This is a genomic window from Micromonospora sp. WMMC415 (assembly GCF_009707425.1).
Lineage (GTDB): Bacteria > Actinomycetota > Actinomycetes > Mycobacteriales > Micromonosporaceae > Micromonospora.
Genome location: NZ_CP046104.1, coordinates 4600612 through 4622772, shown reverse-complemented (window position 1 = coordinate 4622772; position 22161 = coordinate 4600612). Strand labels below are relative to the sequence as shown.

24 protein-coding genes and 1 pseudogene are annotated in these 22161 nt (G+C 69.2%); 18 read left to right on the top strand and 7 right to left on the bottom strand.

The annotated features are described in order from the left end of the window. The first annotated feature begins 136 nt into the window (after positions 1–136). The 13 genes from GKC29_RS21825 (at position 137) to GKC29_RS21765 (ending at position 13457) form a co-directional block, all read left to right on the top strand. Entirely contained in the window at positions 137–2170 is a 2034-nt protein-coding gene (locus GKC29_RS21825) for a CocE/NonD family hydrolase (RefSeq protein WP_155332593.1), read from the top strand. 188 nt (positions 2171–2358) lie between these two features. Continuing rightward, the gene (locus GKC29_RS21820) at positions 2359–3978 is read left to right on the top strand and encodes an ABC transporter substrate-binding protein (protein WP_155332592.1); all 1620 of its coding nucleotides are present in this window, start codon (positions 2359–2361) and stop codon (positions 3976–3978) included. 30 nt (positions 3979–4008) lie between these two features. Then, positions 4009–4968, top strand: coding sequence for an ABC transporter permease (locus tag GKC29_RS21815; RefSeq protein WP_155332591.1), 960 nt, complete (start codon positions 4009–4011; stop codon positions 4966–4968). A gap of 1 nt (position 4969) precedes the next feature. Next, a complete protein-coding gene (locus GKC29_RS21810; protein ID WP_230688760.1) occupies positions 4970–5872 on the top strand; it encodes an ABC transporter permease in 903 nt (300 codons plus the stop codon). Beyond that, positions 5862–6917 carry an ABC transporter ATP-binding protein gene (locus GKC29_RS21805; protein WP_155332590.1) on the top strand — a complete coding sequence of 352 codons (1056 nt, stop codon included), beginning with the start codon at positions 5862–5864 and terminating at the stop codon, positions 6915–6917. Before GKC29_RS21810 ends, GKC29_RS21805 begins: the two co-directional genes overlap by 11 nt. Before the next feature lie 110 nt (positions 6918–7027). Further along, the gene (locus GKC29_RS21800) at positions 7028–7936 is read left to right on the top strand and encodes an ABC transporter ATP-binding protein (RefSeq protein WP_230688759.1); all 909 of its coding nucleotides are present in this window, start codon (positions 7028–7030) and stop codon (positions 7934–7936) included. A gap of 68 nt (positions 7937–8004) precedes the next feature. After that, on the top strand, positions 8005–9102 hold the full coding sequence (locus GKC29_RS21795) for a mandelate racemase/muconate lactonizing enzyme family protein (protein ID WP_155332588.1): 1098 nt from the start codon (positions 8005–8007) through the stop codon (positions 9100–9102). A gap of 73 nt (positions 9103–9175) precedes the next feature. Further along, entirely contained in the window at positions 9176–9799 is a 624-nt protein-coding gene (locus tag GKC29_RS21790) for a thiamine pyrophosphate-binding protein (RefSeq protein WP_155332587.1), read from the top strand. A gap of 21 nt (positions 9800–9820) precedes the next feature. Beyond that, positions 9821–10441, top strand: a complete 621-nt coding sequence (locus GKC29_RS21785; RefSeq protein WP_230688758.1) for a thiamine pyrophosphate-dependent enzyme — start codon at positions 9821–9823, stop codon at positions 10439–10441. Beyond that, positions 10438–11367 carry a dihydrodipicolinate synthase family protein gene (locus GKC29_RS21780; protein WP_155332585.1) on the top strand — a complete coding sequence of 310 codons (930 nt, stop codon included), beginning with the start codon at positions 10438–10440 and terminating at the stop codon, positions 11365–11367. Before GKC29_RS21785 ends, GKC29_RS21780 begins: the two co-directional genes overlap by 4 nt. Positions 11368–11446: 79 nt before the next feature. Continuing rightward, positions 11447–12283: an NAD(P)-dependent oxidoreductase gene (locus tag GKC29_RS21775; protein ID WP_155332584.1), complete on the top strand. Its 837-nt coding sequence runs from the start codon at positions 11447–11449 to the stop codon at positions 12281–12283. Further along, positions 12280–12720: a methylmalonyl-CoA mutase family protein gene (locus GKC29_RS21770; RefSeq protein ID WP_155332583.1), complete on the top strand. Its 441-nt coding sequence runs from the start codon at positions 12280–12282 to the stop codon at positions 12718–12720. The genes GKC29_RS21775 and GKC29_RS21770 overlap by 4 nt, the downstream gene beginning before the upstream one ends. Further along, positions 12696–13457 (top strand): sulfite exporter TauE/SafE family protein, encoded by a 762-nt coding sequence (locus tag GKC29_RS21765; protein ID WP_230688757.1) that lies wholly within the window; start codon positions 12696–12698, stop codon positions 13455–13457. Before GKC29_RS21770 ends, GKC29_RS21765 begins: the two co-directional genes overlap by 25 nt. 270 nt (positions 13458–13727) lie before the next feature. Here GKC29_RS21765 and GKC29_RS21760 read toward each other — a convergent pair whose 3' ends face one another. The 7 genes and pseudogenes from GKC29_RS21760 to GKC29_RS21740 form a co-directional block, all read right to left on the bottom strand. Further along, complete coding sequence (locus GKC29_RS21760; RefSeq protein WP_155332582.1) at positions 13728–13925, bottom strand: integrase; 198 nt, start codon at positions 13923–13925, stop codon at positions 13728–13730. Between the two features lie 67 nt (positions 13926–13992). After that, positions 13993–14340, bottom strand: coding sequence for a hypothetical protein (locus GKC29_RS30630; RefSeq protein WP_370463380.1), 348 nt, complete (start codon positions 14338–14340; stop codon positions 13993–13995). Between the two features lie 73 nt (positions 14341–14413). Next, positions 14414–14497: pseudogene (locus tag GKC29_RS30625) on the bottom strand (hypothetical protein); the annotation flags it as partial. Between the two features lie 11 nt (positions 14498–14508). Then, on the bottom strand, positions 14509–15327 hold the full coding sequence (locus GKC29_RS30620) for a hypothetical protein (protein ID WP_370463367.1): 819 nt from the start codon (positions 15325–15327) through the stop codon (positions 14509–14511). 51 nt (positions 15328–15378) lie between these two features. Further along, positions 15379–15624 (bottom strand): PadR family transcriptional regulator, encoded by a 246-nt coding sequence (locus GKC29_RS30095; RefSeq protein ID WP_230688755.1) that lies wholly within the window; start codon positions 15622–15624, stop codon positions 15379–15381. A gap of 488 nt (positions 15625–16112) precedes the next feature. Then, the gene (locus GKC29_RS21745) at positions 16113–16781 is read right to left on the bottom strand and encodes a hypothetical protein (protein ID WP_155332581.1); all 669 of its coding nucleotides are present in this window, start codon (positions 16779–16781) and stop codon (positions 16113–16115) included. Positions 16782–16960: 179 nt separating this feature from the next. After that, complete coding sequence (locus tag GKC29_RS21740) at positions 16961–17725, bottom strand: DUF1275 family protein (protein ID WP_196255685.1); 765 nt, start codon at positions 17723–17725, stop codon at positions 16961–16963. A 188-nt stretch (positions 17726–17913) separates the two neighbouring features. Here GKC29_RS21740 and GKC29_RS21735 point away from each other — a divergent pair, with 188 nt between their 5' ends. The 5 genes from GKC29_RS21735 (at position 17914) to GKC29_RS21715 (ending at position 22161) form a co-directional block, all read left to right on the top strand. Further along, positions 17914–18627 carry a TenA family transcriptional regulator gene (locus GKC29_RS21735; protein WP_155332579.1) on the top strand — a complete coding sequence of 238 codons (714 nt, stop codon included), beginning with the start codon at positions 17914–17916 and terminating at the stop codon, positions 18625–18627. 88 nt (positions 18628–18715) lie between these two features. After that, entirely contained in the window at positions 18716–19093 is a 378-nt protein-coding gene (locus tag GKC29_RS21730; protein WP_230688754.1) for a Rieske 2Fe-2S domain-containing protein, read from the top strand. Positions 19094–19100: 7 nt separating this feature from the next. Further along, complete coding sequence (locus GKC29_RS21725) at positions 19101–20321, top strand: NAD(P)/FAD-dependent oxidoreductase (protein ID WP_155332577.1); 1221 nt, start codon at positions 19101–19103, stop codon at positions 20319–20321. Continuing rightward, positions 20318–21754, top strand: a complete 1437-nt coding sequence (locus GKC29_RS21720) for an aldehyde dehydrogenase family protein (RefSeq protein WP_155332576.1) — start codon at positions 20318–20320, stop codon at positions 21752–21754. Before GKC29_RS21725 ends, GKC29_RS21720 begins: the two co-directional genes overlap by 4 nt. Beyond that, positions 21751–22161 carry a non-heme iron oxygenase ferredoxin subunit gene (locus GKC29_RS21715; RefSeq protein ID WP_155332575.1) on the top strand — a complete coding sequence of 137 codons (411 nt, stop codon included), beginning with the start codon at positions 21751–21753 and terminating at the stop codon, positions 22159–22161. The genes GKC29_RS21720 and GKC29_RS21715 overlap by 4 nt, the downstream gene beginning before the upstream one ends.

The window sequence follows — 22161 nt, the reverse complement described above, 5'->3', positions numbered from 1 at the left end:
GCCCGTTGTCAACCAACGTGGAACGTCAAAGTAGCCGACCCCCGGTCGCCAGCAGAAGCCCTCCGTCGGGCCCGCTTCGACGACCTCGTGGTGCCGTGAGCGGCGGATACGGGCGGGCGAAGGACAGAGGGGCGGCATGGCACGAGCCCGTAGGATCAAGACCCACTTCGATCGTCCGGTCGACGTGATCGATCACGTCTGGATTTCGATGCGTGACGGCGTCCGGCTATCCGCCCGGGTGTGGCTCCCCGTGGACGCGTCCTCCGATCCGGTCCCCGCGATCCTGGAGTACATCCCGTACCGCAAGGGCGATGGCACGGTCGTACGGGACTCGCAGATGCATCCGTACTTCGCCGGGCACGGCTACGCCGCGGTCCGGGTGGACATGCGTGGCAGCGGCGAGTCCGAGGGCGTGCTCCTGGACGAGTACCTCGCCCAGGAGCAGGACGACGCGCTGGAGGTGCTCGGCTGGTTGGCCGAGCAGCCCTGGTGCACCGGAAGGGTCGGGATCATCGGCAAGTCGTGGGGCGGGTTCAACGGGCTTCAGATCGCGGCTCACCGCCCCGCGGAGCTCGGCGCGATCATCACCGTCTGTTCCACCGACGACCGGTACGCCGACGACGTCCACTACCTGGGCGGCACCGTTCTCGCCTCGAAGATGCTGCCCTGGGCGTCGACCATGCTCGGCTTCAACGCGCTGCCGCCGGACCCGGCCGTGGCCGGCGAGCGCTGGCGAGAGATGTGGCTGGAGCGGCTGGAGGGCAGCCCGCCGTTCGTCGAGGCCTGGCTCACCCACCAGCGACGGGACGACTACTGGAAGCACGGTTCCGTCTGTGAGGACTACTCGGCGATCGAGTGCCCGGTATACGCCGTCGGTGGCTGGGCGGACGCATACTCGGACGCGATCCCGCGCCTGCTCGCCGGCCTCCCCGGTCCGCGCAAGGCACTGATCGGCCCGTGGGGCCACCAGTATCCGGAGTCCGGCGTACCCGGCCCTGCGATCGGGTTCCTCCAGGAGTGCCTGCGCTGGTGGGACCACTGGCTCAAGGGCGTCGACACCGGGATCATGGACGAGCCCATGCTGCGCGCCTGGATGCAGGAGCCCGTGCCGCCCCGTCCCGCCTACGACGTGCGTCCCGGGCGGTGGGTGGCCGAACCGTCCTGGCCCCGGACAGACGACCAGCGCCTGGCGTACATGCTGGATGCGGGGGCGCTGGTCGACCACCCGGTCGCGGAGCGGCGCCTGGAGATCGACGGGACTCAGCTCGTCGGCCTGGATGCCGGCGACTGGTGTCCGGCCGGCGGTGCGGCCGACCTCCCGTTGGACCAGCGGGCCGAGGACGCCCGGTCGCTGTGCTTCGACACAAAGCCGCTGGCGGACCGGATCGAGATCTTCGGCTTCCCCGAGGTCACGCTCTCGCTGGCCTCGTCGCGGCCGCTCGCCACGGTGGTCGTCCGGCTGTGTGACGTCGCGCCGGACGGCTCGTCGCTGCTCGTCACGCGCGGTGTGCTCAACCTCAGCCACGCCGATGGCCACGAGCATCCTCGGGCCCTCAAACCTGGCCGGCGGTACGAGGTCACCGTGTCGATGAACGCCATCGCCCAGGCGGTGCCGGCGGGGCACCGGCTGCGACTGGCCGTCTCGTCCTCCTACTGGCCATGGGTGTGGCCGCCCCCGGAGCAGTTCGCGTTGTCGCTGTTCACCGGCGGATCGACGCGGCTGGACCTGCCGGTACGCACCCCTCGGCCGGAGGACGGGCAGCTGGCGGCCTTCGGCGAGCCCGAGACGGCGGCGCCGGCGCCCGTGGTGTCCAACCCCCAAGACCCCGCCGGCGGGCGGGTGATCGTCCGCGACCTGGCGACCGGGACGGTGGAAATCCTGCGCAGGTCGGAGGACGACACGACCGTGACCACCACCGGGCTCGCGAAACGGCGGTCCAGGCTCGAGACGTACGCGATCACTGAGGGCGACCCGCTCTCGGCCAGGGTGAGCAGTGAGACGACCTACCATCTGGCCCGCGACGGCTGGCGTATCCGTATCGAGGCCCACAGCGTCATGACGGCAGACCCCGAGAACTTCCGGGTGACGAACACCGTGAATGCCTTCGAGAGCGACCGACGGGTCTTCGAGAGCACCCGCGACTTCGAGGTGCCCCGTGACCACTGCTAACTGCCCCAGATGACACTGACAAGACCGTTGACTTTCGCTGGGTAGAACTGCTTTCATCTCAGCGGAACAAGCGGGTCGTCTGCGTCACACTGTTGAGTCCGTCACGGGGGCGACCCCACTGCGTGACACCGCAACGGTTCCTGGGCCCGGCCTTCCCTGCCAGCTGCACAGTTTCGAAGGTGGAGATCATGGACGCGAGCAACATCGGTAACCGGACTCCCGGCGGTCTGAGCCGCCGCAATCTGCTCAAGTTCTCGGCGCTCGGCGTCTCTCTCGCCGGGGTGAGTTCGCTGCTGGCCGCCTGCGGCGGCGAGGACGGGGCCGGGGCTGACATCTCGACCAAGCTGCTGCGGATCCACCTCGACGACGACATCTCAAACCTGGACCCGGCGTTCAACGCCGGGCACACCAACACGACCGTCCGGGCCAACATCTTTCAGCACCTGGTGACCTACCGGCCGGACACGTTCGAGCTGGCCAACGAGTTGGCGGAGACGTTCGAACCATCCAGTGACGGGCTGCGCTACAACTTCACCCTGAAGAAGGGAATCCAGTTCCACGGCGGCTACGGCGAGCTGACGGCCGAGGACGTCAAGTTCTCGTACGAGCGGATCGCCGGGCTGACCGAGCCGAAGATCAAGTCGTCATACAAGTCGGACTGGGCCACCCTCAAGGGCGTCGAGGTCCACGACAAGTACAGCGGGACGATTGTGCTGAAGGAGCCGTTCGCTCCGCTGCTCGCCACGACCCTGCCGGTCGGCTCGGGTGAGATCGTCTCGAAGCGTGCGGTCGAGGAGCGGGGCGAGGCATTCGGCACCAGCCCGATCGGCACGGGCCCGTACGAGTTCGTCGAGTGGAAGCGCAACCAGCACGTCGTGCTCAAGAAGTTCGCGAACTACGGTGGCGCCGCCGACTACGCGGGCAAGCCGCTGTGGGAAGAGCTCCGGTTCGTCGTCATCGCCGAGGACAACCCTACGACCATCGCGCTGGAGACCGACGAGCTCGACTTCGCCGTGCTGGGACCGGCGGCGGTCGCGCGGATCAAGAAGAACCGCAGCTTCGAGGTCATCGACAAGACATCGCTGCGCTACAACTGGATCGGCATCAACACCGCCCACCCGAACTTCAAGAACAAGGACGTGCGGCTGGCGGTTATCCACGGCATCGACGTTCCCGCCATCATCGCCGGTGCCTTCAACGGCCAATGGACCCGGGCGACCGGGATCGTCGCGCCCGGCATGCCGATCGGCTACTGGAAGGGCGCGCCCGTCTATCAGCGCGATCTGGCCAAGGCCAAGGAGTTCCTGGCCAAGGCCGGCGCGCAGGGCATGAAGATCGAGATGTCGGTGTCGAGCGGAACGCCTGGCGGGCCCAAGGTCGCCGAGATCGTGCAGGCCAACCTCAACGAGGTGGGCTTCGACGTGAAGGTGCTCGTCCAGGAGGGCGGTGTCTTCAACCAGGCCACCCCGGAGGCGAACGCCCAGAAGCAGCTCTTCTACATGAGCTACTCCACCAAGCCCGACCCGTCCTGGTCGACGAAGTGGTTCACCAGCGACCAGGTCGGCGAGTGGAACTGGATGAGCTGGGACAACAAGGAGTTCACCCGCCTGCACAACGAGGCGCTCGTCGAACGCGATCCCGCAAAGCGCAACGACATGTACATCCGGATGCAGCAGCTCATGGATGAGGACGCGGTGGCGCTGTGGGTGGCGTGGCCGACGGCGTTCCTCGGCAAGCGCAAGGGCCTGAAGACGCCGATCCGCCCCGACGGAGACTTCATCCCCTGGACCTTCGGCCGAGACGCCTAGGACCGCACCGACAGCAACCGGAGACAACCAGTGGCCACGTACCTGCTCAAACGGCTGGGCATGACGGTCGTCGTCGTGCTCACCGTGATGACCTTCCTCTCCCTCCTCGTGCACCTGGTGCCCGGGGATCCGGTCGAGATCGTCCTCGGGCCACAGGCCACGCCGGCCCAGGTCGAGGTCGTCCGCGCGGAGATGGGGCTCGACGATCCCATCCCAGTCCAGGTGTGGGACTTCGTCGTGGGCGCCCTGCGCGGCGATCTCGGCCTGGACTTCTTGTCCCGCACGCCGGTCACGCAGCTGATCGCGGAGGCCATCCCGCATACCGTGGTGCTTGCGATCACTGCGCTGGGCCTCGCGGCGCTCGTCGGTATCCCACTCGGCGTCTACGCCGCCCGGCGGCAGAACTCGCTGGCCGACCGGGCCATGGCCCTGCTGTCCATCGGGTTCATCACGATGCCGTCCTACATCGCCGCACTGCTGCTGCTGATCGTCTTCGCCGTCCAACTGGACGTGCTACCGGCGCTCGGCACGGGCAGCTTCGCGAACCCTCTGGACTACGCCACGCACCTGGTACTGCCGGCGTGCGCGCTGGCGATCGCCTGGATCGGATACGTGGCACGGCTCGTGCGCACCAGCATGCTGTCGGTGCTCGGCTCGAACTACGTGCGCACCTCTCGGGCGTTCGGTGTGCGCGACCGGATCATCTTCTACAAGTGGGCGTTGAAGAACGCCATCATCCCCACGGTCGCCGTGCTCAGCTCGGGCCTCGCCGACCTGCTCGGCGGCGCCGTCCTCGTCGAGATCATCTTCTCCCGACCGGGACTCGGGCGGCTCACCGTGGAAGCGATCTCCGAGCGGAACTTCCCCATCGTTCAAGGAGCCGTCCTGGTGATCGCGCTGTTCTATGTCCTCACGAACCTTCTCGCGGACCTGTCCTACCGGCTGGTGGACCCACGGATCCGTGTCGAGGACTCTGCGGTAGGAGCCTGACGTGACCATCGCTTCCGCACCCGACCTGGAGACGCGCCCCTCGACAGGCGTACGTCCGCTGCTCGGGCGCCTTGTCCGGCGCCCCGCCGGCGCCTTCGGCATGGCGGTCGTCGCCGCACTCGTGCTCGTCGCCGTGTTCGCCCCGTACATCGTTCCCTACGACGGAGCGGTACAGGACATCCCCAACCGGCTCCAGGGCCCGTCCGGCAGCCACCTGCTCGGCACCGACGGGCTCGGCCGGGACCTGCTGTCGAGAATCCTGCTCGGCGTCCGCGTCGAACTCGCCGTGGCACTCCCCGCCGTCTGCGCCGCACTCGTGCTCGGACTCCTACTGGGGCTCGTCGCCGGGTACCTGGGCGGGTGGGTGGACAACGCGGTGGTCGTGTTCATGGACACGATCCAGGCGTTCCCGTCGGTCGTGCTCGCGCTGGTGCTCGTCGCTGTGCTCGGCCCCTCGCTGACCAACCTCGTCATCGTCGTCGCCATCACCTTCGCACCGCAGTCGGCACGCGTGACCCGGGCATCCGTCCTCGCCCTGCGGCAGAGCCCGTTCATCGAGGCCGAACGGTCCCTGGGCGCCAGCACCCTGCGGATCATCGGCGTACACGTGCTGCCCAACGTCATCGCGCCGCTGTTCATCCTGCTGGCGATGAACATCCCGAGCGCCATCACGGTCGAGGCGGGCCTGTCGTTCCTCGGCATGGGCGTACAGCCGCCGACGCCGTCGTGGGGCGTCATCCTGAGCGACGGCTTCGCAGACGTGTACGAGGCGCCGTGGGCCGTGCTCTGGACGGCACTGGCGCTCGTGCTGACCACCATCGGGTTCACCACGCTCGGCGAAACCCTGCGCGATGTCTCCGATCCACGCCTCTCCGGAGCCAAGGGGTTGCGCTATGACCGATGACGCTCGCATCAACGACCCGTACCTGCTCGAGGTCGACGGTCTGGACGTCACGTACCACTCGCAGGGGCGCGCCCTCGCCGCCCTGCAGGACGTGACCATCACGGCCCGCCCAGGCGAGATCATCGGCATCGTCGGGGAATCGGGCTGCGGCAAGTCGACCCTGTCGGCCGCGCTCCTCGGGCTGCTGCCCCCGAACGGCGAGGTGACCGGCGGGCGGGCGCTCTACCGGGGACGCGACCTGTTCACGCTGGGGCCGGAAGAGCGCAGGCGGCTGCGGGGCAGCGAGATCTCCATGGTCTTCCAGGATCCGCTGACGAGCCTCAACCCCACCCTGACGATCGGCAGCCAGATGCGCGATGTGCTGCGCGCCCACTCCCCGGCGCGGGCGGACCGCGCGGCGGCTCGGCGCCGCATCGTCGAGATGCTGGAGCGGGTCGGTATTCCCGACTCGGCGGCCCGCCTCCGGTCGTACCCGCACGAGTTCTCCGGTGGTCAACGCCAGCGCATCATGATCGCGATGGCGCTCCTGCTGGAACCGGCGCTGCTGATCGCCGACGAAGTCACCTCGGCGCTGGACGTGACCCTCGAAGCACAGATCCTTCAGTTGCTGTGCGACCTGCGCGACGAACGCGGGACCGCCATCCTGTTCATCACCCATGACCTCGGGGTCGTGGCCCAGATGTGCGACCGGGTCGTGGTGATGTACGCCGGGCGGGCCGTCGAGGCGGCCACGGTGACGGACCTGTTCGACCATCCGCGGCACCCTTACACCGAAGCGCTGCTGGCGTCCGTCCCGTCGCGGCGGTGGCGAGGGTCCGAGCTCCCGACGATCCCGGGACGGGTGCCGTCCCTCGCCGAGCTGCCCGAAGGCTGCGCGTTCGCGAACCGGTGCGCGCACGCCGAACCCCGCTGCGAAGAGCAGCGGCCCCGATACGTCGAGGTGACGGGGCAGCGGGTGCGCTGCCGCCTCTACGACGCCGAATCCGGGCACGCCAACCTGCGCCAGCCGAACGTGGCGAGCGCCGGGCGGAAGGAACAGCCGTGACCAACGACCACGACCGGCCGGACCCCATCGTCAGCGTCCGGGGGCTGCGGACCCACTACGTCGACCGGCAGTGGTGGTTCCAGCGCCTACGCGGCCGGCAGCCTGGTGCGGTGCGCGCTGTCGACGGCGTCGACCTGGACATCCGCCGCGGCGAGGTGGTCTGCCTCGTGGGGGAGTCCGGATCGGGCAAGACGACGCTGGGCCGCGCCATCCTGCGACTGGCCCCCGCGACACACGGGCAGATCTTCTTCCAGGGGCGGGACATCACCGGGCTTCGGGGAGCCGAGTTCCGCCGACTACGGCCGAAGATGCAAATGATCTTCCAGGACCCGCACGGCAGCCTGTCCCCGCGGCTTCGCGTATCGGAGCTGCTCAGCGAGCCGTACCGGATTCACGACGTGCCGGCAGAGCAGCGCTACTCGGTCGCTGAGCTGCTGGAGATGGTCGAACTGTCGGCAGCGCTCGCACAGAAGTACCCGCATGAGCTCTCCGGCGGGCAGGCGCGCCGGATCGGCATCGCGCGGGCCTTGTCGCTGCACCCCGACTTCCTGGTTGCGGACGAGCCGACGGCCGGCCTCGACGTGTCCGCCGCGGCAAAGATCCTGAGCCTGTTGCGTTCGCTGCGGGCCAGCCACGGCCTGACCTACCTGGTCATCACGCACAACCTGCGGATCGTCGACTACCTGGCCGACCGGCTGGCCGTGATGTACCTCGGCCGGGTCGCGGAGATCGGCCCCGCCGAGCAGGTGCTGGATGCCCCGGCCCACCCGTACACACGGGCCCTGCTCGACTCGGTGTCCGAGCCCGACCCGCATCGCCGGCAGGGACGGCGGCGGTTGCTGCTGCCCGGGGAGATCCCGAGCCCGAAGAACCCGCCATCGGGGTGCAGCTTCCACCCCCGCTGCCGCTTTGCCGAAGCCGTCTGCCGTGAAGTGCCGCCACTCGCCGAGGTCGATGCAGGACACCTCGCGAGCTGTCACCTCTCGCCGAAGATCAGAGCCGCCGGGACGCCAGTGTGACAGGTACGCCGGGGGGCAGATCCTGCCCCGTGCCAGCCGACCAGTCCCCGACGCGGAAGGACGACCTCATGCGTGTGCACCGCCTGACCGCCAGCACGTACCGGCTGCCCATGTCGCAACCGTGGGACATCGACGTGACCTGCCAGTACCTGATTGTCACTGAGTTGGAGAGCAGCGACGGCCTGGTCGGACAGGGCTTCACCTGGACCCCCCAGATCGGCGCCCTCGCCATCCAGACGATGATCGAGGAGGACTGCCGCCCGTTCGTCGAGGGCGGACCGGTGGTGCCCGCCGCCGTGTGGGACCGGTTGTGGTGGCGGCTACGCGAGGCGGGCGCCGGTGGTGTCACCACCCTGGCGATCGCCGCCGTGGACATCGCGCTGTGGGACCTGGCGGCGAAGCGGGCGGGGTCGAGCCTCGTCGACCTCATCGGACGGCAACGTGACCAGGTGCCCGTCTACGCCAGCGGCGTCAACCGGCACCTGCCGATGGCGGAGCTCGAGGAACAGGCGCGCCGTTGGGTCGCGGCCGGACACACCCGATTCAAGATCAAGGTCGGCCGGCCCGATCTGGACGAGGACATCGAGCGGGTCGCCACGGTACGCCGCATCATCGGGCCCGACCGGATGCTCATGATCGACGCGAACCAGCTGTGGGACGTCCCCGCCGCCCGTCGCGCGGCGAAGGCCCTGTCCGCATTCGACATCCACTGGCTGGAGGAGCCGCTGCCCGCCGACGACACCCAGGGGTACGCACACCTGCGTCAGGCGATCGACATTCCCATCGCCACCGGTGAGAGCCTCTACACCGAACGCCAGTTCCGGGATCTGCTGGTCGCCGGCGGATGCGACTTCGTTCAACCCAACGTCTGCCGCGTCGGCGGGATCACCCCTTTCCTTCGCATCACCCGGCTCGCCCGGACTTTCGACATCCCCGTCATGCCGCACCTGCTGCCGGACATCTCGGGACAGCTCGCCCTCTGCCTGCCCCTGCCGGCGCTGGTCGAGGACATCGACTCCGCGTCCTTCGACGCGCTCAGCGCGCTGTCCCGGCCCAGCGGGGTCACGCTGACCAGCGACGGCGTGCGCGCTGACACGCCAGCCGGGCATGGGCTGGCCTTCGCCACCGACCGCCTGACGCGCGTAACGGGGACGTCGCGCCCGTGACTCGCACCCCGCTCCACTCGGCATCGCCGACGGCTCCGACGACCGAACCGCGTTCACTGAGGAAGGTGTGGCGATGAATGTAGACCAGCCGGACCTGCGTCCGCCGACGCATCAGCTCGACCCGGACGCAGCGGTCCGCGAATTTCTCGACTGCGGCATCACCCACGTGGTCACCGTCCCCGACTACGTGATGCTGTCGGTCTACCGCGCGTTGGAGGCGAACCCGGCGCACCCGCAGCTGATCTACACGTGCACCGAGGACGAAGCCGTGACGATGGCGGCCGGGCTGCACATCGGCGGAGCACGCCCGATGGTCATGATGCAGAACCAAGGTCTCTACGCCTCGCTCAACGCGATCCGTGCCGTGGGTATCGACGCGCGCCTGCCGCTGTTCATGATGATCGGGCAGTTCGGGCGGGAGTACGCCAACCTCGGCAGGCCGCCGCAGGAGTCCGCGCGACCGCTGGTCCGCAACTGCGAGCGCATCCTCGACGCCCTCGACATCCCGTACTTCCCGTGCGAGCGACCGGAGGACGTCGGCAACCTGAGCAAGGCGTACCGACTGTCGCACGAGCGGCAGTGGCCCTCCGCGGCATTGGTCGGCACCTACACCGCCTGGCCCGGCAGTGCGACGAGCGATCACAACGGCGCGGGCGGTACGCCTGACACGGCACAAGTCCACGACGCGAAGCGCTGACAGGGGGTCCAGGAAATGGCAATGAGCACGGCCGAGGCGGCGTCAGTGATCGCGGCCAACCGGCCGCCGGACGCCGTCGTCATCTCGACGATGTCCTCGCTGCGGCAGTTCCCGCGGCTGTCTCCGAGCCCCCTCAACCTGAGCTGCGTCCCATTGATGGGCGGCGCCTCGGCGTTGGGTCTGGGCATCGCCATCGCCCAACCAGACCGGAGTGTGCTCCTGCTCGACGGGGACGGAAGTCTGCTCATGCAGCTTGGGTCGTTGGTGACGGTGGCCGGGGTCCGGCCGAGCAACCTGTACCACTTCGTCTTCGACAACGGTGTCTGGTTCGAGGGAGGCGCCAACTTCGCGCTGCCCGCCGCCGATCGGATCAGCTGGACGGGACTGGCCAGCGCCGCCGGCTACGCGGCAGCGCACAGCTACCCCGACGCCGCTGCGCTCGCCGCCGACCTCGACACCGTCCTCGCCGCCCCCGGACCGTGCCTGATCCGGTTGGACATCGACAAGGACGCCGCGGACAGGACGCAGTGGTCCGGCGACAACCTCCAGGAGGAGACCCCCGACTCGCAGTTCACCCGGATGGGCGACGAGGCCCGCAACGTGATGCGCGCCCTTCAGCAGAGCAAGGTAGGACAGGCATGACCAGCAGCACGACAGCGCCACCGCACGCCGAGGGCGTTCTCTCCGCCCTCCTGACGCCATACGGCGCCGATGGCAAGCCGGATGAGACCGCACTGGCCGTTCTGATCGACTTCCAGATCAGCCGCGGCGTCGACGGCCTGTTCATCCTCGGCACCTCGGGGGAGGGGCTTCTGCTCTCGGCGGATGAACGCAAGGCATTCACCGAGACGGCGCTCAAGATCGTCTCGTCCCGGGTGCCCGTCGTCGTGCACTGCGGTGCCGTGGACACCGCAACGGCGGCGGAGCTAGCCCGCCACGCGGCCGGATGCGGAGCCAACGCGATCGCGTCGCTACCGCCGCTGTTCTTCCCGTACACGCCGGAGTCCCAGCTCGAGCATTTCACCCGCGTCGCGCAGGCCGCGCCGGACTGCGCCCACTACGTGTACGACAACCCGGACCGGACCGGCTACGCACTGGGCCCGGACCTCGTGATCAAAATGATTCGCGAGATCCCCAACCTGTGCGGGCTCAAGGACACCGGGGACTCGCTCGCCCGGATCACCACCTACCTGTCCCAGCCCGATCCGCCGGTCGTGTACACCGGAAACAACGTCCTGCTGCTGGGAGCCCTGACGATGGGCGCCGCGGGCGCGGTGTCCACATTGGCCAACGTGGTCCCCGAACTGTTCGCGGCCATCGTCGCGGCGCACCGCCAGGAACGCCTCGCCGAAGCCCGGGACCTGCAGCTCACCGTCGCGCGGTTGCAGGCCGCGACGGCCGGGCTGCCCTACATCGCGTCCGCGAAGCACCTGCTTGACCGGCGTGGGCTACCCGGCGGAGCACCCCGGTCCCCGCTGCCGGCCCTGTCACCCGAGCACCGCGCGACGCTCGATGCCAGGCTGGCCGCTGACCCTGCGCTGCTGACCTGGCTGCGACCGGTCGACTGACACCGATGGCCGAGCCGTATCCGCGCCGACCCGCTCCGGCGACCGCCGTGCCGGCGACGCCCCACCCATGGGAGGCAAGATGACAAGGCTGGACGGCGAGTGGCTGCTCACCGGGGCCGCTGGGCAGATCGGTGGAATTCTGCGTACCGGACTACGCCCCGTCGTGCCGGGCCTGCGGCTGCTTGACATCAAGCCGCTGACCGCCGAGTCGCCAAACGAGCGCGTTTACAGCCTGGACCTGCAGGACCTGCCCGGCCTCACCGAGGCAATGGCCGGCGTCCAAGGCGTCATCCACCTCGCTGGAATAGCCGACGAGGCCGACTTCCGGGACCTCACCGAGGTCAACATCGTCGGTACCTACCACGTGTTCGAGGCGGCCCGGCGGGCAAGCGTTGCGCGCGTCATCTTCGCCAGCAGCAACCATGTCACCGGCTATTACCCTACGACCGTACCGGTGGTTCCGGACATGCCAGTACGCCCCGATGGGTTTTATGGCGTCAGCAAGGTTGCGGGCGAAGCCGTGGCCAGACTCTACGCCGACAAGTTTGGCCTTGAAGTGGCGTGCCTGCGCATCGGAAGTTGCCGGCCTCGTCCCACCGAGCCTCGACACCGCCACACCTGGCTCAGCCCTAGAGACGCAACGGCCGCCTTCGTCGCGGCAATGTCAACCCCCGACCTCACGTACGCGACCTTCTATGGGGTCTCGGCGAACCAGCTGGGATGGTGGGACCGTGAGGCCGGCCGCGCCATCGGCTACCACCCGAGCGACAGGGCCGAGGACCACCTCGGTGGGGCGACCTGGGAGCCAGCCACCGACGAGGTCCAGGGCGGGGTCCTCGCGACCGCTGCCTACACCCTCGACAGACAACGTCCCATCCGCACTAGCGCCATCGGACCCAACGAACGCAATCGATGATCCACGTGACGACGACCACCGTGGATAGTGCCGCTGTGGCGAAGACGGACCCAGCCCCACCGCCGGCGGCTTTCCTCCTACAAACAACCCAGACACGGGAACTGTCCGGTGCCGCCTACGCGTACGCCCGCGAGGTCGAGACTCGTGAGCCGATAGTGGTGGGCGTCCACCGGTTCCCGGCCCGGACCGAGCCGCTCGACGTGTCACGGGTCAACCCCGCGCTGGAGGAGGCCCAGGTGCACTCGCTGGCCGCGCTGCGGGAGCGCCGCGACGCCCGTGCCGTCGCCGCCATCGTCGACCTCACCGCCGCGGCCCAGGCCGGCGACAACCTCATGCCCGAATGTATCGACGCCATTCGCGCAGACGCGACCGTGGGGGAGATGGTCGCCCGGCTCCGCAGTGCCCACGGGCCGTGGACGCCGAGCACCTCCTACTGACGATGTTCAGCTACCAACTGCTGCTCGTTGTCGGGATCGCAGCGTGCGTCGGCGCGCTCGTACAGAGCAGTGTGGGCTTCGGCCTGGGCGTCGTGGCGGCACCGGTCATCACCGTCGCCGACCCGTCCCTGATGCCCGCGTCGCTGCTGGTCGTCAGCACGGTGCTGCCGCTGCTGACCCTGGTCAGGGAGTGGAGGCACATCGACTTTCCCGGCCTGGGTTGGGCGCTGCTCGGCCGCCTCCCCGGCACGATTTGCGGAGTCTGGCTGATCGCCGCGTTCCCCGGACGCGGTATGGAGGCCGTGGTCGCCATGACCGTGCTGGTGGCCGTGGGCATCAGCCTGCTTCCCGTGGACGTGCCCCGCACGCGTCTGACCCTCTCCGTCGCGGGCGGCGTCGCCGCAGTCACCGCCACCACAGCTGCCATCGGAGGCCCGCCGATGGCGCTCATTTACCAGCGGGCGGGCGGTGCCAAGCTGCGCGCCACACTTTCGGCGTTCTTCGTAGTCGGCGCGGCCGGCTCACTGAGCATGCTGCAACTGGCCAATCATCTCGAACGGCGCTCGGTCATTGGTGGCCTGCTCATGCTCCCGTTCGTGGCGGTCGGCTTCGCACTGGCGGCCCCGCTGCGTAGGCGCCTCGACTCGGGAAGGATCCGGCCCGCTGTGCTCGCCATCGCCGCATGTGCCGCCACGGCCCTGCTCGTCAAGGCCCTGCTCGTCAAGGCCGCGACATAGAGCTTCGACTCGAGGAAAGCGCGACGGTACGCCGCGAGGCGGTCCGAGCGAACAGAACGGTAAGGACGCTCCCCCTCCAGCCGTAGCGATCCACGTTGTGGCCTGCGGCCACCGCAAGATCTTGGGGCTCGTCCACACCACATAGACGATCGCGCGGTGGCCGCGCCACGTCTACCCCGGCCCGACCAGCGGCGTCCGAAACGGCGGCCGGCAATGGGACTGTCCGATCTTCGGCTCTGGCACGGAGACGGTGGTCGGCAACCAGATTTGTCATCCATGTGCGTCGTTGGGCGCGCCGGGCGCGAGACACCCGTTGCGGTCGGCACCGAGTCGCTCAAGGATCTCCGAGACGTCCGGGGCTTGAACGGGCTTGGCGGTGTAGTAGGTGTCAGTGACCTCCTCGCTGGAGTGCCCAAGCTGCGCCGATGCGCTTTTGGTGTCCGCCTCGTCCTTGATGAGGGTGGCCATTGTCGGCACAGCGCGGCCCGGACGGTGGTCAGTGCCCACGTCGCGGCAGGCCAACGCTTGTCCCTGGCTACGAACCTGATGACGATAGTGAATCAGGGACGGGTGCTTCGCTCACGTCATCAGGTTGGTAGCGCGGAGAGCAGCGGGCCGCGCAGGTTCTCGTCAGGGGTGCATCTCGTACGCGCCTGCGAGGGCGGCGACCTGTTCCCAGATCCGGGCGGTGCGCTCGGTGTCGCGAATTGTCGGCCTCGAAACCCTTGGCGGCGATGACGTCCCAGAGCAGGTCGATGACCTTCTCGCCCTCGGTGGTGACCTTCATCTTGGTCATCGGGTTGAACGGCAGGTACCGCCGGTCGTCCGGTCCTGCCGAGCGGAAGTAGTCGACCGCCCGGTCGCTGAACAGCTTCATCGCCACCAGGCGGGCGTCTCGCGTCGGTCAGTTCGCGTCGCACGTGCGGGAAGTCGGTGACCCGCCGTCCGTAGAGCATGCGGTGATGGGCGTGGGTGACCGCCTCGTACATGGCGTGCTCACAGATGCCGATGGAAGCCGTGCAGAGGTTGAACTTGCCCACGTCGACCGTGTTCAACGCGGCGTCGAAGGCAGGTTGGTCCGGTGTGCAGCACGTCCTCGGCGCGCACCGGATAGTCCTCGAGCCGGAACTCGCTGACGTACGTCTGCGCGTTGACCACGTTGCGGACCAGCCGGTACGCGGGGCGCCGGCTGTCGGCGGCGAAGAAGACGTGCCCCTCGGGGCCTTCGATGTCGACGCGGCGGCCGAAGACGGAGACCAGCCCGGCGACGTTGCCATTGCCGATGTAGGACTTGCCGCTGTTGACCCGGAAGCCGCCCTGCCCGTCGGGGTGAGCAGCATGTCGGTGGAGTAGATGTCTGCGCCGTGCGGCCGCTCGGAGAGGCCGAAGGCCATGACGTGTTCCTCGTCGAGCAGCGCGGCGGCGCGGGCCCGGGCGGTGTCGTTCCCGCTCTGCCAGACCGGCCCGAGGCCGAGCACGGTGACCTGCCAGGCGTACCAGTAGCCGAGGCCGTAGAAGCTGAGGATCTCGCTGAGCGCGGCGTTGCGCGCGGTGTCCCAGCGCTTGTCCGGGGCGCCGTCGCCGTCGCCCGCCGGGGTGAGGAAGGTGGCGAAGAGCTTCTCCTCGGCGGCGAAGTCGAGGAAGTCGGCGTACCACTCGTGGCGGTTGTAGCTGTCGACCAGGGCCCGCTTGCCGCGCTGCTCGAACCAGTCGACGGTAGCGCGCAGCAGCCGCCGGGAGGTCTCGTCGAGTCGCGGCGCTCTCCGACCAGGTAGCCGGCGAGGGTGGCCGCGTGGTCGGCACGGTAGCGCTCGACCTCGGCGAGGAGGGCCGTCCGGCCGTCAGCGTCGGTGAACGCGGCACCGCGAATCTTGACGGCGAGTTCGTGTCGGACGGCCTCGGGCTGCGCCGGGGCGCGCAGTCACGCGACCAGGGCGGACCGCCCGGTGGAGGTGACCAACCAGAGCTTCTTATCCGGCAGCCCGGGCTGGCCGACCTCCTCAGCGGTGATCCACTCGTCGCTCTCCATCCGCTTGGAGACGCGATAGATCTGCTGGTGGGTGGCGGTCCAGAAACGGCCGATCGAGCGGTCGAAGCGTCGGGCCAGCTCGTAGCCGCAGGCGGGTTGCTCCAGCAGCGAGACGAGGATGGCGTGCTCCAGCGACATGCCGAGCATCAACCTATGCAACGAGTTGCACAACAACGGGGGGTCAAGGGCGCCAGGGCCGCTGCGCATCAGTTCGCTCCGGCGGTTTGTGGTCAAGCGCGTTTGACCACCCCGCGACTCACCTACCGGCCCTGTTGATCTCCGTCTGCGGACGGGGGTGGCCATCGTGCCCACCGGTGTCGTGTCCCCGGTCGTCCCGCCTACGGTGTCTGGCAGCCGCCAGCCGGGGCAGCCAACCCCTCGGGCCGCGTTGCTGGTCGCGGACCTCGCCTCACCGGCGGACCGTCGCCGGCCTGCGGGATGGCGGCGATCGACTGCTATAGCCGCCAGGCTGACGCCATCGTCATCCCGTCGATGGGTTGGGTGGCGGGTACCCGTGGCAGCGCATCGGCACGCGTCTGCCGGGGGTGGCAGCCCAGCAGATCAGCACCCACTGGCTGCGGCGCACGACGCTGACGTGGGTCGAGATGGGGGAGTAGCGCGTGCGGTCACCGCTGTTGTTCGGGCGCATCCGAGCGCCGCTCCCGGTCGTCGCCGAGGAAGAACGCGCCGATGCTGCCGGCGAGCGTAGCGAAGACCAGCACCGAGTACGCGGCGAGCACGACCTCGATGATCTCTCCGACGCCGCTTCCTTCAATAATTGGTTGGCCGACGAATGCGCTGATCGCCGTGTCGTGCAGGGCCTTGAGGTAGGACGAGTAGCCGCCCGAGAGGTAGACCAGGTGGGTGGCGACCAGGATGACGATGGCAGTGAACACGGCCAGCCGGATCACCCGACCGGACAGCAGTTGGACGGAGTGTGAACCGCGTACGGCGGAGCTGATCACTTGGGCGAACGCGGCGATCCGCAGCGCGCGCAGCAGCGCGAAGGTCCGCAGGATCGGGACCGCGAGGATGATGATCCGCCACCAGTTGCGCTTGAGGAATTGGCGGCGGTCCGAAGCGATCCACAGCCGGAGAAGGAACTCCGCGATGAATGCCGCCCACAACACGTAGATGGTGATGGTCAGGACGAGGGAGAGGGTCGGGTTCCGGCTGAGCGGTTCGGCCAGGACGACGACCAGGAACAACAGCGCCAGCGCGCCCATGAGCCAGTCCAGACGGCGTTCGAACCGCTCGCCGTCGGGCGGGTTCGGCTTAGTGGCGCGCTGTTTCAAACTGGTTCCTAACTGGAGCGGGTACGCCCATAGTCTCCAACCTTGTGCCGATTCATCACTCGGCTTCGAGCAAAGACCCCAGAGTCGGTCGATGGGGAATCTCCCTGCCGCCCGTCACGATGTCCACGGGCTGGCTGCACGAGGCCTGCGTGAGCGCGATCATGAGCCTTCCGGACCGGTCACGGCCCACAGGCTGCGCCATTGCGATTGTCGAGCGCCGGCTGGATCGCCGCGGCGGCAGCGGCCAGCACGATGCCGAGGGACGCGAGTTGCACGAGGGGTGCCCACATCGGCGCGCGTACCGCGAGCAACCCGCCCAGCGCCGCGCCCGCGATCAGCCCCAGCAGGGTGAGGACGCTCTGCGCGACGTCGCGCAGCCGGTGCCCGGAGGTGAGTCGGGCGATCACGGTGGTCAGCGTCCCGGTGAGGTAGGTGGTCGACAGGCCTGGCACGCCGAAGCGCTGCACGGTGCTGCTCTGGACGCCGAGCGCGAGCGCGTTGAGGGCCAGCAACGCCAGCTGCAACTGCCCCGACGGCTGGGCGCCGGTCACCCACCAGCCCACTGCGTACGCGGTGAGCACCACCGCCTCGACAGCCAGCGCGCGGGTCACGGCGGGTGGCCACACCGGGTCGTCCGGTCTCGGGGTGCCGGCGATGCGCGTGCCGAGCGAGCAGCCGAGGATGAAGCTGGCGATCGCCGCCCCGGTGTTCATGGCCAGCGCGGCGTCGGGCCCGGCCGCGGCGACCCCGAGCAGGACGAGGTTTCCGGTCATCACGCTGGTGAAGGCGCCGCCGAGCACCAGGAACCCGATCGCGTCGGTGGCTCCGCTGTTCACCGCCAGCACGACCGCCATCCGCTCCCGCCACCGACGCTGCCGGTCGCTGCTGCGCCTGGTCGGCGCCCACTTGAGCCGGCACCGAGGCGCGCTGTCGATCGTTGCCACCGATCCACGATGGCACATCGGCCGGCGACCATTCCGTGGGCTTCTTGCACAGAACACCACGGCGAAGGATGTGCATCTTCACCGTGGGGCGCGAGTCGTCGGCTCCCTAGCGTTGGTGACACCCCAGGGATTCCCGTGGCGCCACGCTGAGCTGCCGGGACCGGACACACAGAGAGAGGGGCGACCAGATGACCGACTTGCTCTCCCGCGACGAGTTCCGCGCTGCCCTCGAAGAGGCGATCAAGGGCCGGGAGGCCAAGAACGCGTCGTTCAGCCAGGCATGGGCCGACGGCAAGCTGCAGCGACACCACTTCGCGCGCTGGGCGGAGAACCACTACCACTACGTGGGCCCGTTCGCCGACTACCTGAGCTACGTCTACGCCAACACCCCCGACACCTGCACCGACGCCAAGGACTTCCTCCTCCAGAACATGTACGAGGAGGAACTGGCCGACATCCGCCACACGGACCTGCTGATCCGCTTCGCCGAGGCGTGCGGGACGACGCGGGAGCGGATCGAGGACCCGAACAACATCAACGCGGTGACCCGCGGCCTTCAGGCCTGGTGTTACGCCACGGCCATGCGGGAGCACTTCGCGGTCGCGACCGCGGCACTGGTCGTGGGTCTCGAGTCCCAGGTGCCGAGCATCTACAAGCGGCAGATCGTCCCGCTGCGCGAAGTGTACGGCTTCACCGAGGACGAGATCGAGTTCTTCGAGCTGCACATCACCTCGGACGAGGTGCACGGCGAGCGCGGCTACCAGATCGTTCTGGATCACGCCGACACGCCGGAGCTGCAGCAGCGCGCGCTGCAGTTCGTCCGCTGGGGCGCGGAGATGCGCTTTTCCTACACCAAGGCGCTCTACGACACCTATGTGGCGCCGGACCTGGTCAGCGCCTGACCTGAGCCACCAGACGGGTGGGTCCATCGGTGGGGCCCACCCTTTTGGGCACCCCGGTCAAGCGTCCCAGACACGGAGGGAGTCGGGAGTGAGCGAGACCAACCCCGGCGAGTGGGTGCTCGTGGCCGAGCTGCCCGAGCTTGCCCGCCGCAAGCGGAAGCAGGTGTCGATCGGCGGGACGCCGATAGCACTCTTCCTCATCGACGGCCGGGTCTACGCGTTGCACGACGTCTGCGTTCACAAGCAGCGCTCGCTGAGCAAGGGAACGGTGCTGCACGGGCGGATCATCTGCCCCGGTCACCAGTGGTCCTTCGACCCGGCCACCGGCGAGGCAGCGGACCAGACCGAGTGCCAACCGACGTACGACGTGCGGGTGGACGACGGGAAGATCTACGTCAACCCGCGACCGGGCGCCGGGCGCGCGCTGCCCGGTGCCGCCTCCCACCCGGCCCGGGCAGCGGGGTGAGACGCCGATGACCAGGACCATCGTCACCATCGGCGCCGGTCAGGCCGCGGCGGTCGCCGCTCGTACCCTGCGCCGGCGCGGCTTCGACGGTCGGATCGAGCTGCTCGGCGCCGAACCGGACCGACCGTACCAGCGGCCGCCGCTGTCGAAGGAGTACCTCGCCGGCGACGACGACTGCGGCCTGCACCTGTTGCCCGAGGACTGGTTGGCGAGAAACGACGTACACCTGCGGCTCGGCCAGCCGGTCGTCCGGATCCGGCCCGAGTGGGGGCTGGTCGAGTTGGCCGACGGCACCGAGGTCGCCGCCGACGCCATTCTCGTCGCCACCGGCGGGAGCCCACGCCGGCTGCCCGGCGTGGAGGGCGAGCGCATCCACTATCTGCGCACCCTGCGGGATGCGGACCGGCTGCGGGCCGCGCTGCGTCCGGGCGTCCACGTGATCGTCATCGGCGCCGGTTTCATCGGTGCCGAGGTCGCCGCGACCAGCCGCGCCACGGGCGCCGACGTCACGGTGGTGGAGGCGCTCGACGTGCCGCTGCAGCGCGTACTCGGCCGCGAGATCGGGGCCAGCTGCGCGGCGATCCATCGCCGGCAGGGCGTCAGGCTGCGGCTGGGCGAGTCCGTCGAGTCCGTGGTGGAGACTCCGACCGGCGTGGTCGTGACGACCAGCGGTGGCCGACTCGAGGGCGACCTCGTGGTGGTGGGCATCGGCATCACGCCGAACACCAGCGTCGCCGAGCGGTCCGGCCTCGCCGTCGACAACGGCGTCGTCGTGGACCAGTACTGCCGGACCGCGGTGCCGAACGTGTACGCGGCGGGCGACGTGGCCAACCACTGGCATCCGCTCTTCGGCGAACGGATCCGGGTCGAGCACTTCGACAACGCGAGCCGGCAGGCGGCCGCCGCCGCCAACAACATGATCGGCCGGACGAGGGTGTACGCGGACCCGCACTGGTTCTGGTCGGACCAGTACGACCACAACCTGCAGTACACCGGTCACGCGCCGGTCTGGGACGAGCTGGTGGTGCGCGGTTCGGTCGAGGAATGCGACTTCTCGGTGTTCTACCTGCGCGACGGCCTGGTCCGGGCGGCGTTCGCCGTCGACCGCGGGGCCGACGTCCTCGTCGCCAAGGAACTGATCGCCGGGCAGGTCACCGTCAGTCCCCAGGTCCTCGCCGACGAGGACGTCGACCTGTCCGAATTGACGGCGTTGGAGGAGCAGCTGTGAAGGGCAACTTCATCGGTGGCGAGTGGGTGGGCTCGGCCAGCGGGCGTACGCGCGAGCGACGGAACCCGGCTGACGAGCGCGACGTCGTCGCGGTCTTTCCGGACTCCGACGCGAAGGACGCCCACGACGCGGTGACCGCGGTCGCGGCGGGCTACCGGGAATGGGCGGAGCGCGGTCCGGAGGCGCGGGCGGCAGTCCTGCACCGGGCCGCGGACGTCCTCGCCGCCCGCGCCGACGACCTCGCCCGGGAACTGGTCCGCGAGGAGGGCAAGACGCTCGCCGAGGCGCTCACCGAGACCCGCCGCACCCCGGCAAACCTGCGGTTCTACGCGGGTGAGGCGCTGCGCGTCGCGGGCCGCACGTACGCCACCGGCGACGGCAGCCTCGTCTACACCTCCCGGGAACCCGTCGGGATCGTCGTGGCCGTCACGCCGTGGAACTTCCCGCTGAACATCCCCTCCCGCAAGCTGGGACCGGCCCTTGCGGCGGGCAACGGGGTAGTGTTCAAGCCGAGCGAGGTGACCCCGCTGATGGGGCAGCGGCTGGTCGAGGCGCTGCTGGAGGCGGGTGTCCCGGCCGGTGCGCTCGCCCTCGTGCAGGGTGGCGGGGAGGCCGGCGCGGCATTGGTCGCGGATCGGCGGGTGGGGGCGGTGACGTTCACCGGCTCGTCTGACGTCGGAGCGGCCATCCATTTGGCGGTCGGACCGAGCCAGCGCTGCCAACTGGAGATGGGCGGCAAGAATCCGGTGATCGTGCTGGAGGATGCCGACCTGGACCGGGCGGCCGACATCGTGGTCCGCGGGGCGTTCGGCCTCAGCGGCCAGGCGTGCACCGGCACCAGCCGCCTGATCGTGCACGACGCGGTGCACGACGCGCTCGTCGAGCGGGTGGTCGTCCTCGCTCGCGCCCGTCGGGTGGGCGACGGGCTCGCCGACGGGGTGCAGATGGGCCCCCTCGCAACCCGCGCCCAACGGGACAAGACTCGGCTGTACCTGGACCTCGCGGCGGCCGCCGGCGCTCACCTGCGCGCCGGTGACGAGCCGCTCGGCCCGGGCCTGGAACACGGCAACTTCGTCCGCCCGGCGGTCTTCACCGACGTCGACCCGTCGTCACCGCTGGCGCAGGAGGAGGTCTTCGGTCCGGTCCTCGCCGTGCTGCGCGTCGACTCCTTCGACGAGGCGATCAGCGTCGCCAACGACACGGCGTACGGGTTGTCGGCCGGGATCGTCACCCGCGACGTCGGCCGCGCACTCGACTTCGCCCGGCGGGTCGACAGCGGCCTGGTGAAGGTCAACCAGCCCACCACCGGCATGGCGATGAACGCGCCGTTCGGTGGGCTCAGGAACTCCAGCACCCAGACGTTCAAGGAACAGGCAGGGGAGACGATGATGCACTTCTACACCGTCGACAAGACCGTGTACGTGGCCTCATGAGCACGCCCGACACCGCTGGCCCGGCGCCCACGGGAGCGGAATCGGGCACCGTCAGATTTGTCTGCGTCGCCCGCTCCGGCCAGGTGCCCGACGGATACGTCCGTCGCTTCTACGCCGACAGCCTGGAGCTGTGCGTCGCCCGGTCTCAAGGCAAGGCGTACGCGACGTCGAACTACTGCACGCACCTGGACTGCCTGCTGTCGTCGGGCAAGCTGGTCGACGACGGGATCGGCTGCTCCTGCCACGGCAGCGTCTTCGATCTCGAGACGGGCGAGCCGGTCTGCCCGCCCGCCACCGAACCCATCAAGACGTTCCCGGTGCGCGAGGAGGACGGGCAGATCTACGTCGGCGTGACGCCGGAGGACATCGCTTCCGGCGGCCCGCGCCGCCGCCGACCGGTCAGGTGA

Coding starts and splice junctions, on each gene's coding strand:
- GKC29_RS21825 (WP_155332593.1), top strand. CDS start 137: ATGGCACGAGCCCGTAGGATCAAGACCCACTTCGATCGTCCGGTCGAC.
- GKC29_RS21820 (WP_155332592.1), top strand. CDS start 2,359: ATGGACGCGAGCAACATCGGTAACCGGACTCCCGGCGGTCTGAGCCGC.
- GKC29_RS21805 (WP_155332590.1), top strand. CDS start 5,862: ATGACCGATGACGCTCGCATCAACGACCCGTACCTGCTCGAGGTCGAC.
- GKC29_RS21795 (WP_155332588.1), top strand. CDS start 8,005: ATGCGTGTGCACCGCCTGACCGCCAGCACGTACCGGCTGCCCATGTCG.
- GKC29_RS21790 (WP_155332587.1), top strand. CDS start 9,176: ATGAATGTAGACCAGCCGGACCTGCGTCCGCCGACGCATCAGCTCGAC.
- GKC29_RS21785 (WP_230688758.1), top strand. CDS start 9,821: ATGAGCACGGCCGAGGCGGCGTCAGTGATCGCGGCCAACCGGCCGCCG.
- GKC29_RS21780 (WP_155332585.1), top strand. CDS start 10,438: ATGACCAGCAGCACGACAGCGCCACCGCACGCCGAGGGCGTTCTCTCC.
- GKC29_RS21775 (WP_155332584.1), top strand. CDS start 11,447: ATGACAAGGCTGGACGGCGAGTGGCTGCTCACCGGGGCCGCTGGGCAG.
- GKC29_RS21770 (WP_155332583.1), top strand. CDS start 12,280: ATGATCCACGTGACGACGACCACCGTGGATAGTGCCGCTGTGGCGAAG.
- GKC29_RS21760 (WP_155332582.1), bottom strand. CDS start 13,925: ATGGCCACCCTCATCAAGGACGAGGCGGACACCAAAAGCGCATCGGCG.
- GKC29_RS30095 (WP_230688755.1), bottom strand. CDS start 15,624: ATGTCGCTGGAGCACGCCATCCTCGTCTCGCTGCTGGAGCAACCCGCC.
- GKC29_RS21735 (WP_155332579.1), top strand. CDS start 17,914: ATGACCGACTTGCTCTCCCGCGACGAGTTCCGCGCTGCCCTCGAAGAG.
- GKC29_RS21725 (WP_155332577.1), top strand. CDS start 19,101: ATGACCAGGACCATCGTCACCATCGGCGCCGGTCAGGCCGCGGCGGTC.
- GKC29_RS21715 (WP_155332575.1), top strand. CDS start 21,751: ATGAGCACGCCCGACACCGCTGGCCCGGCGCCCACGGGAGCGGAATCG.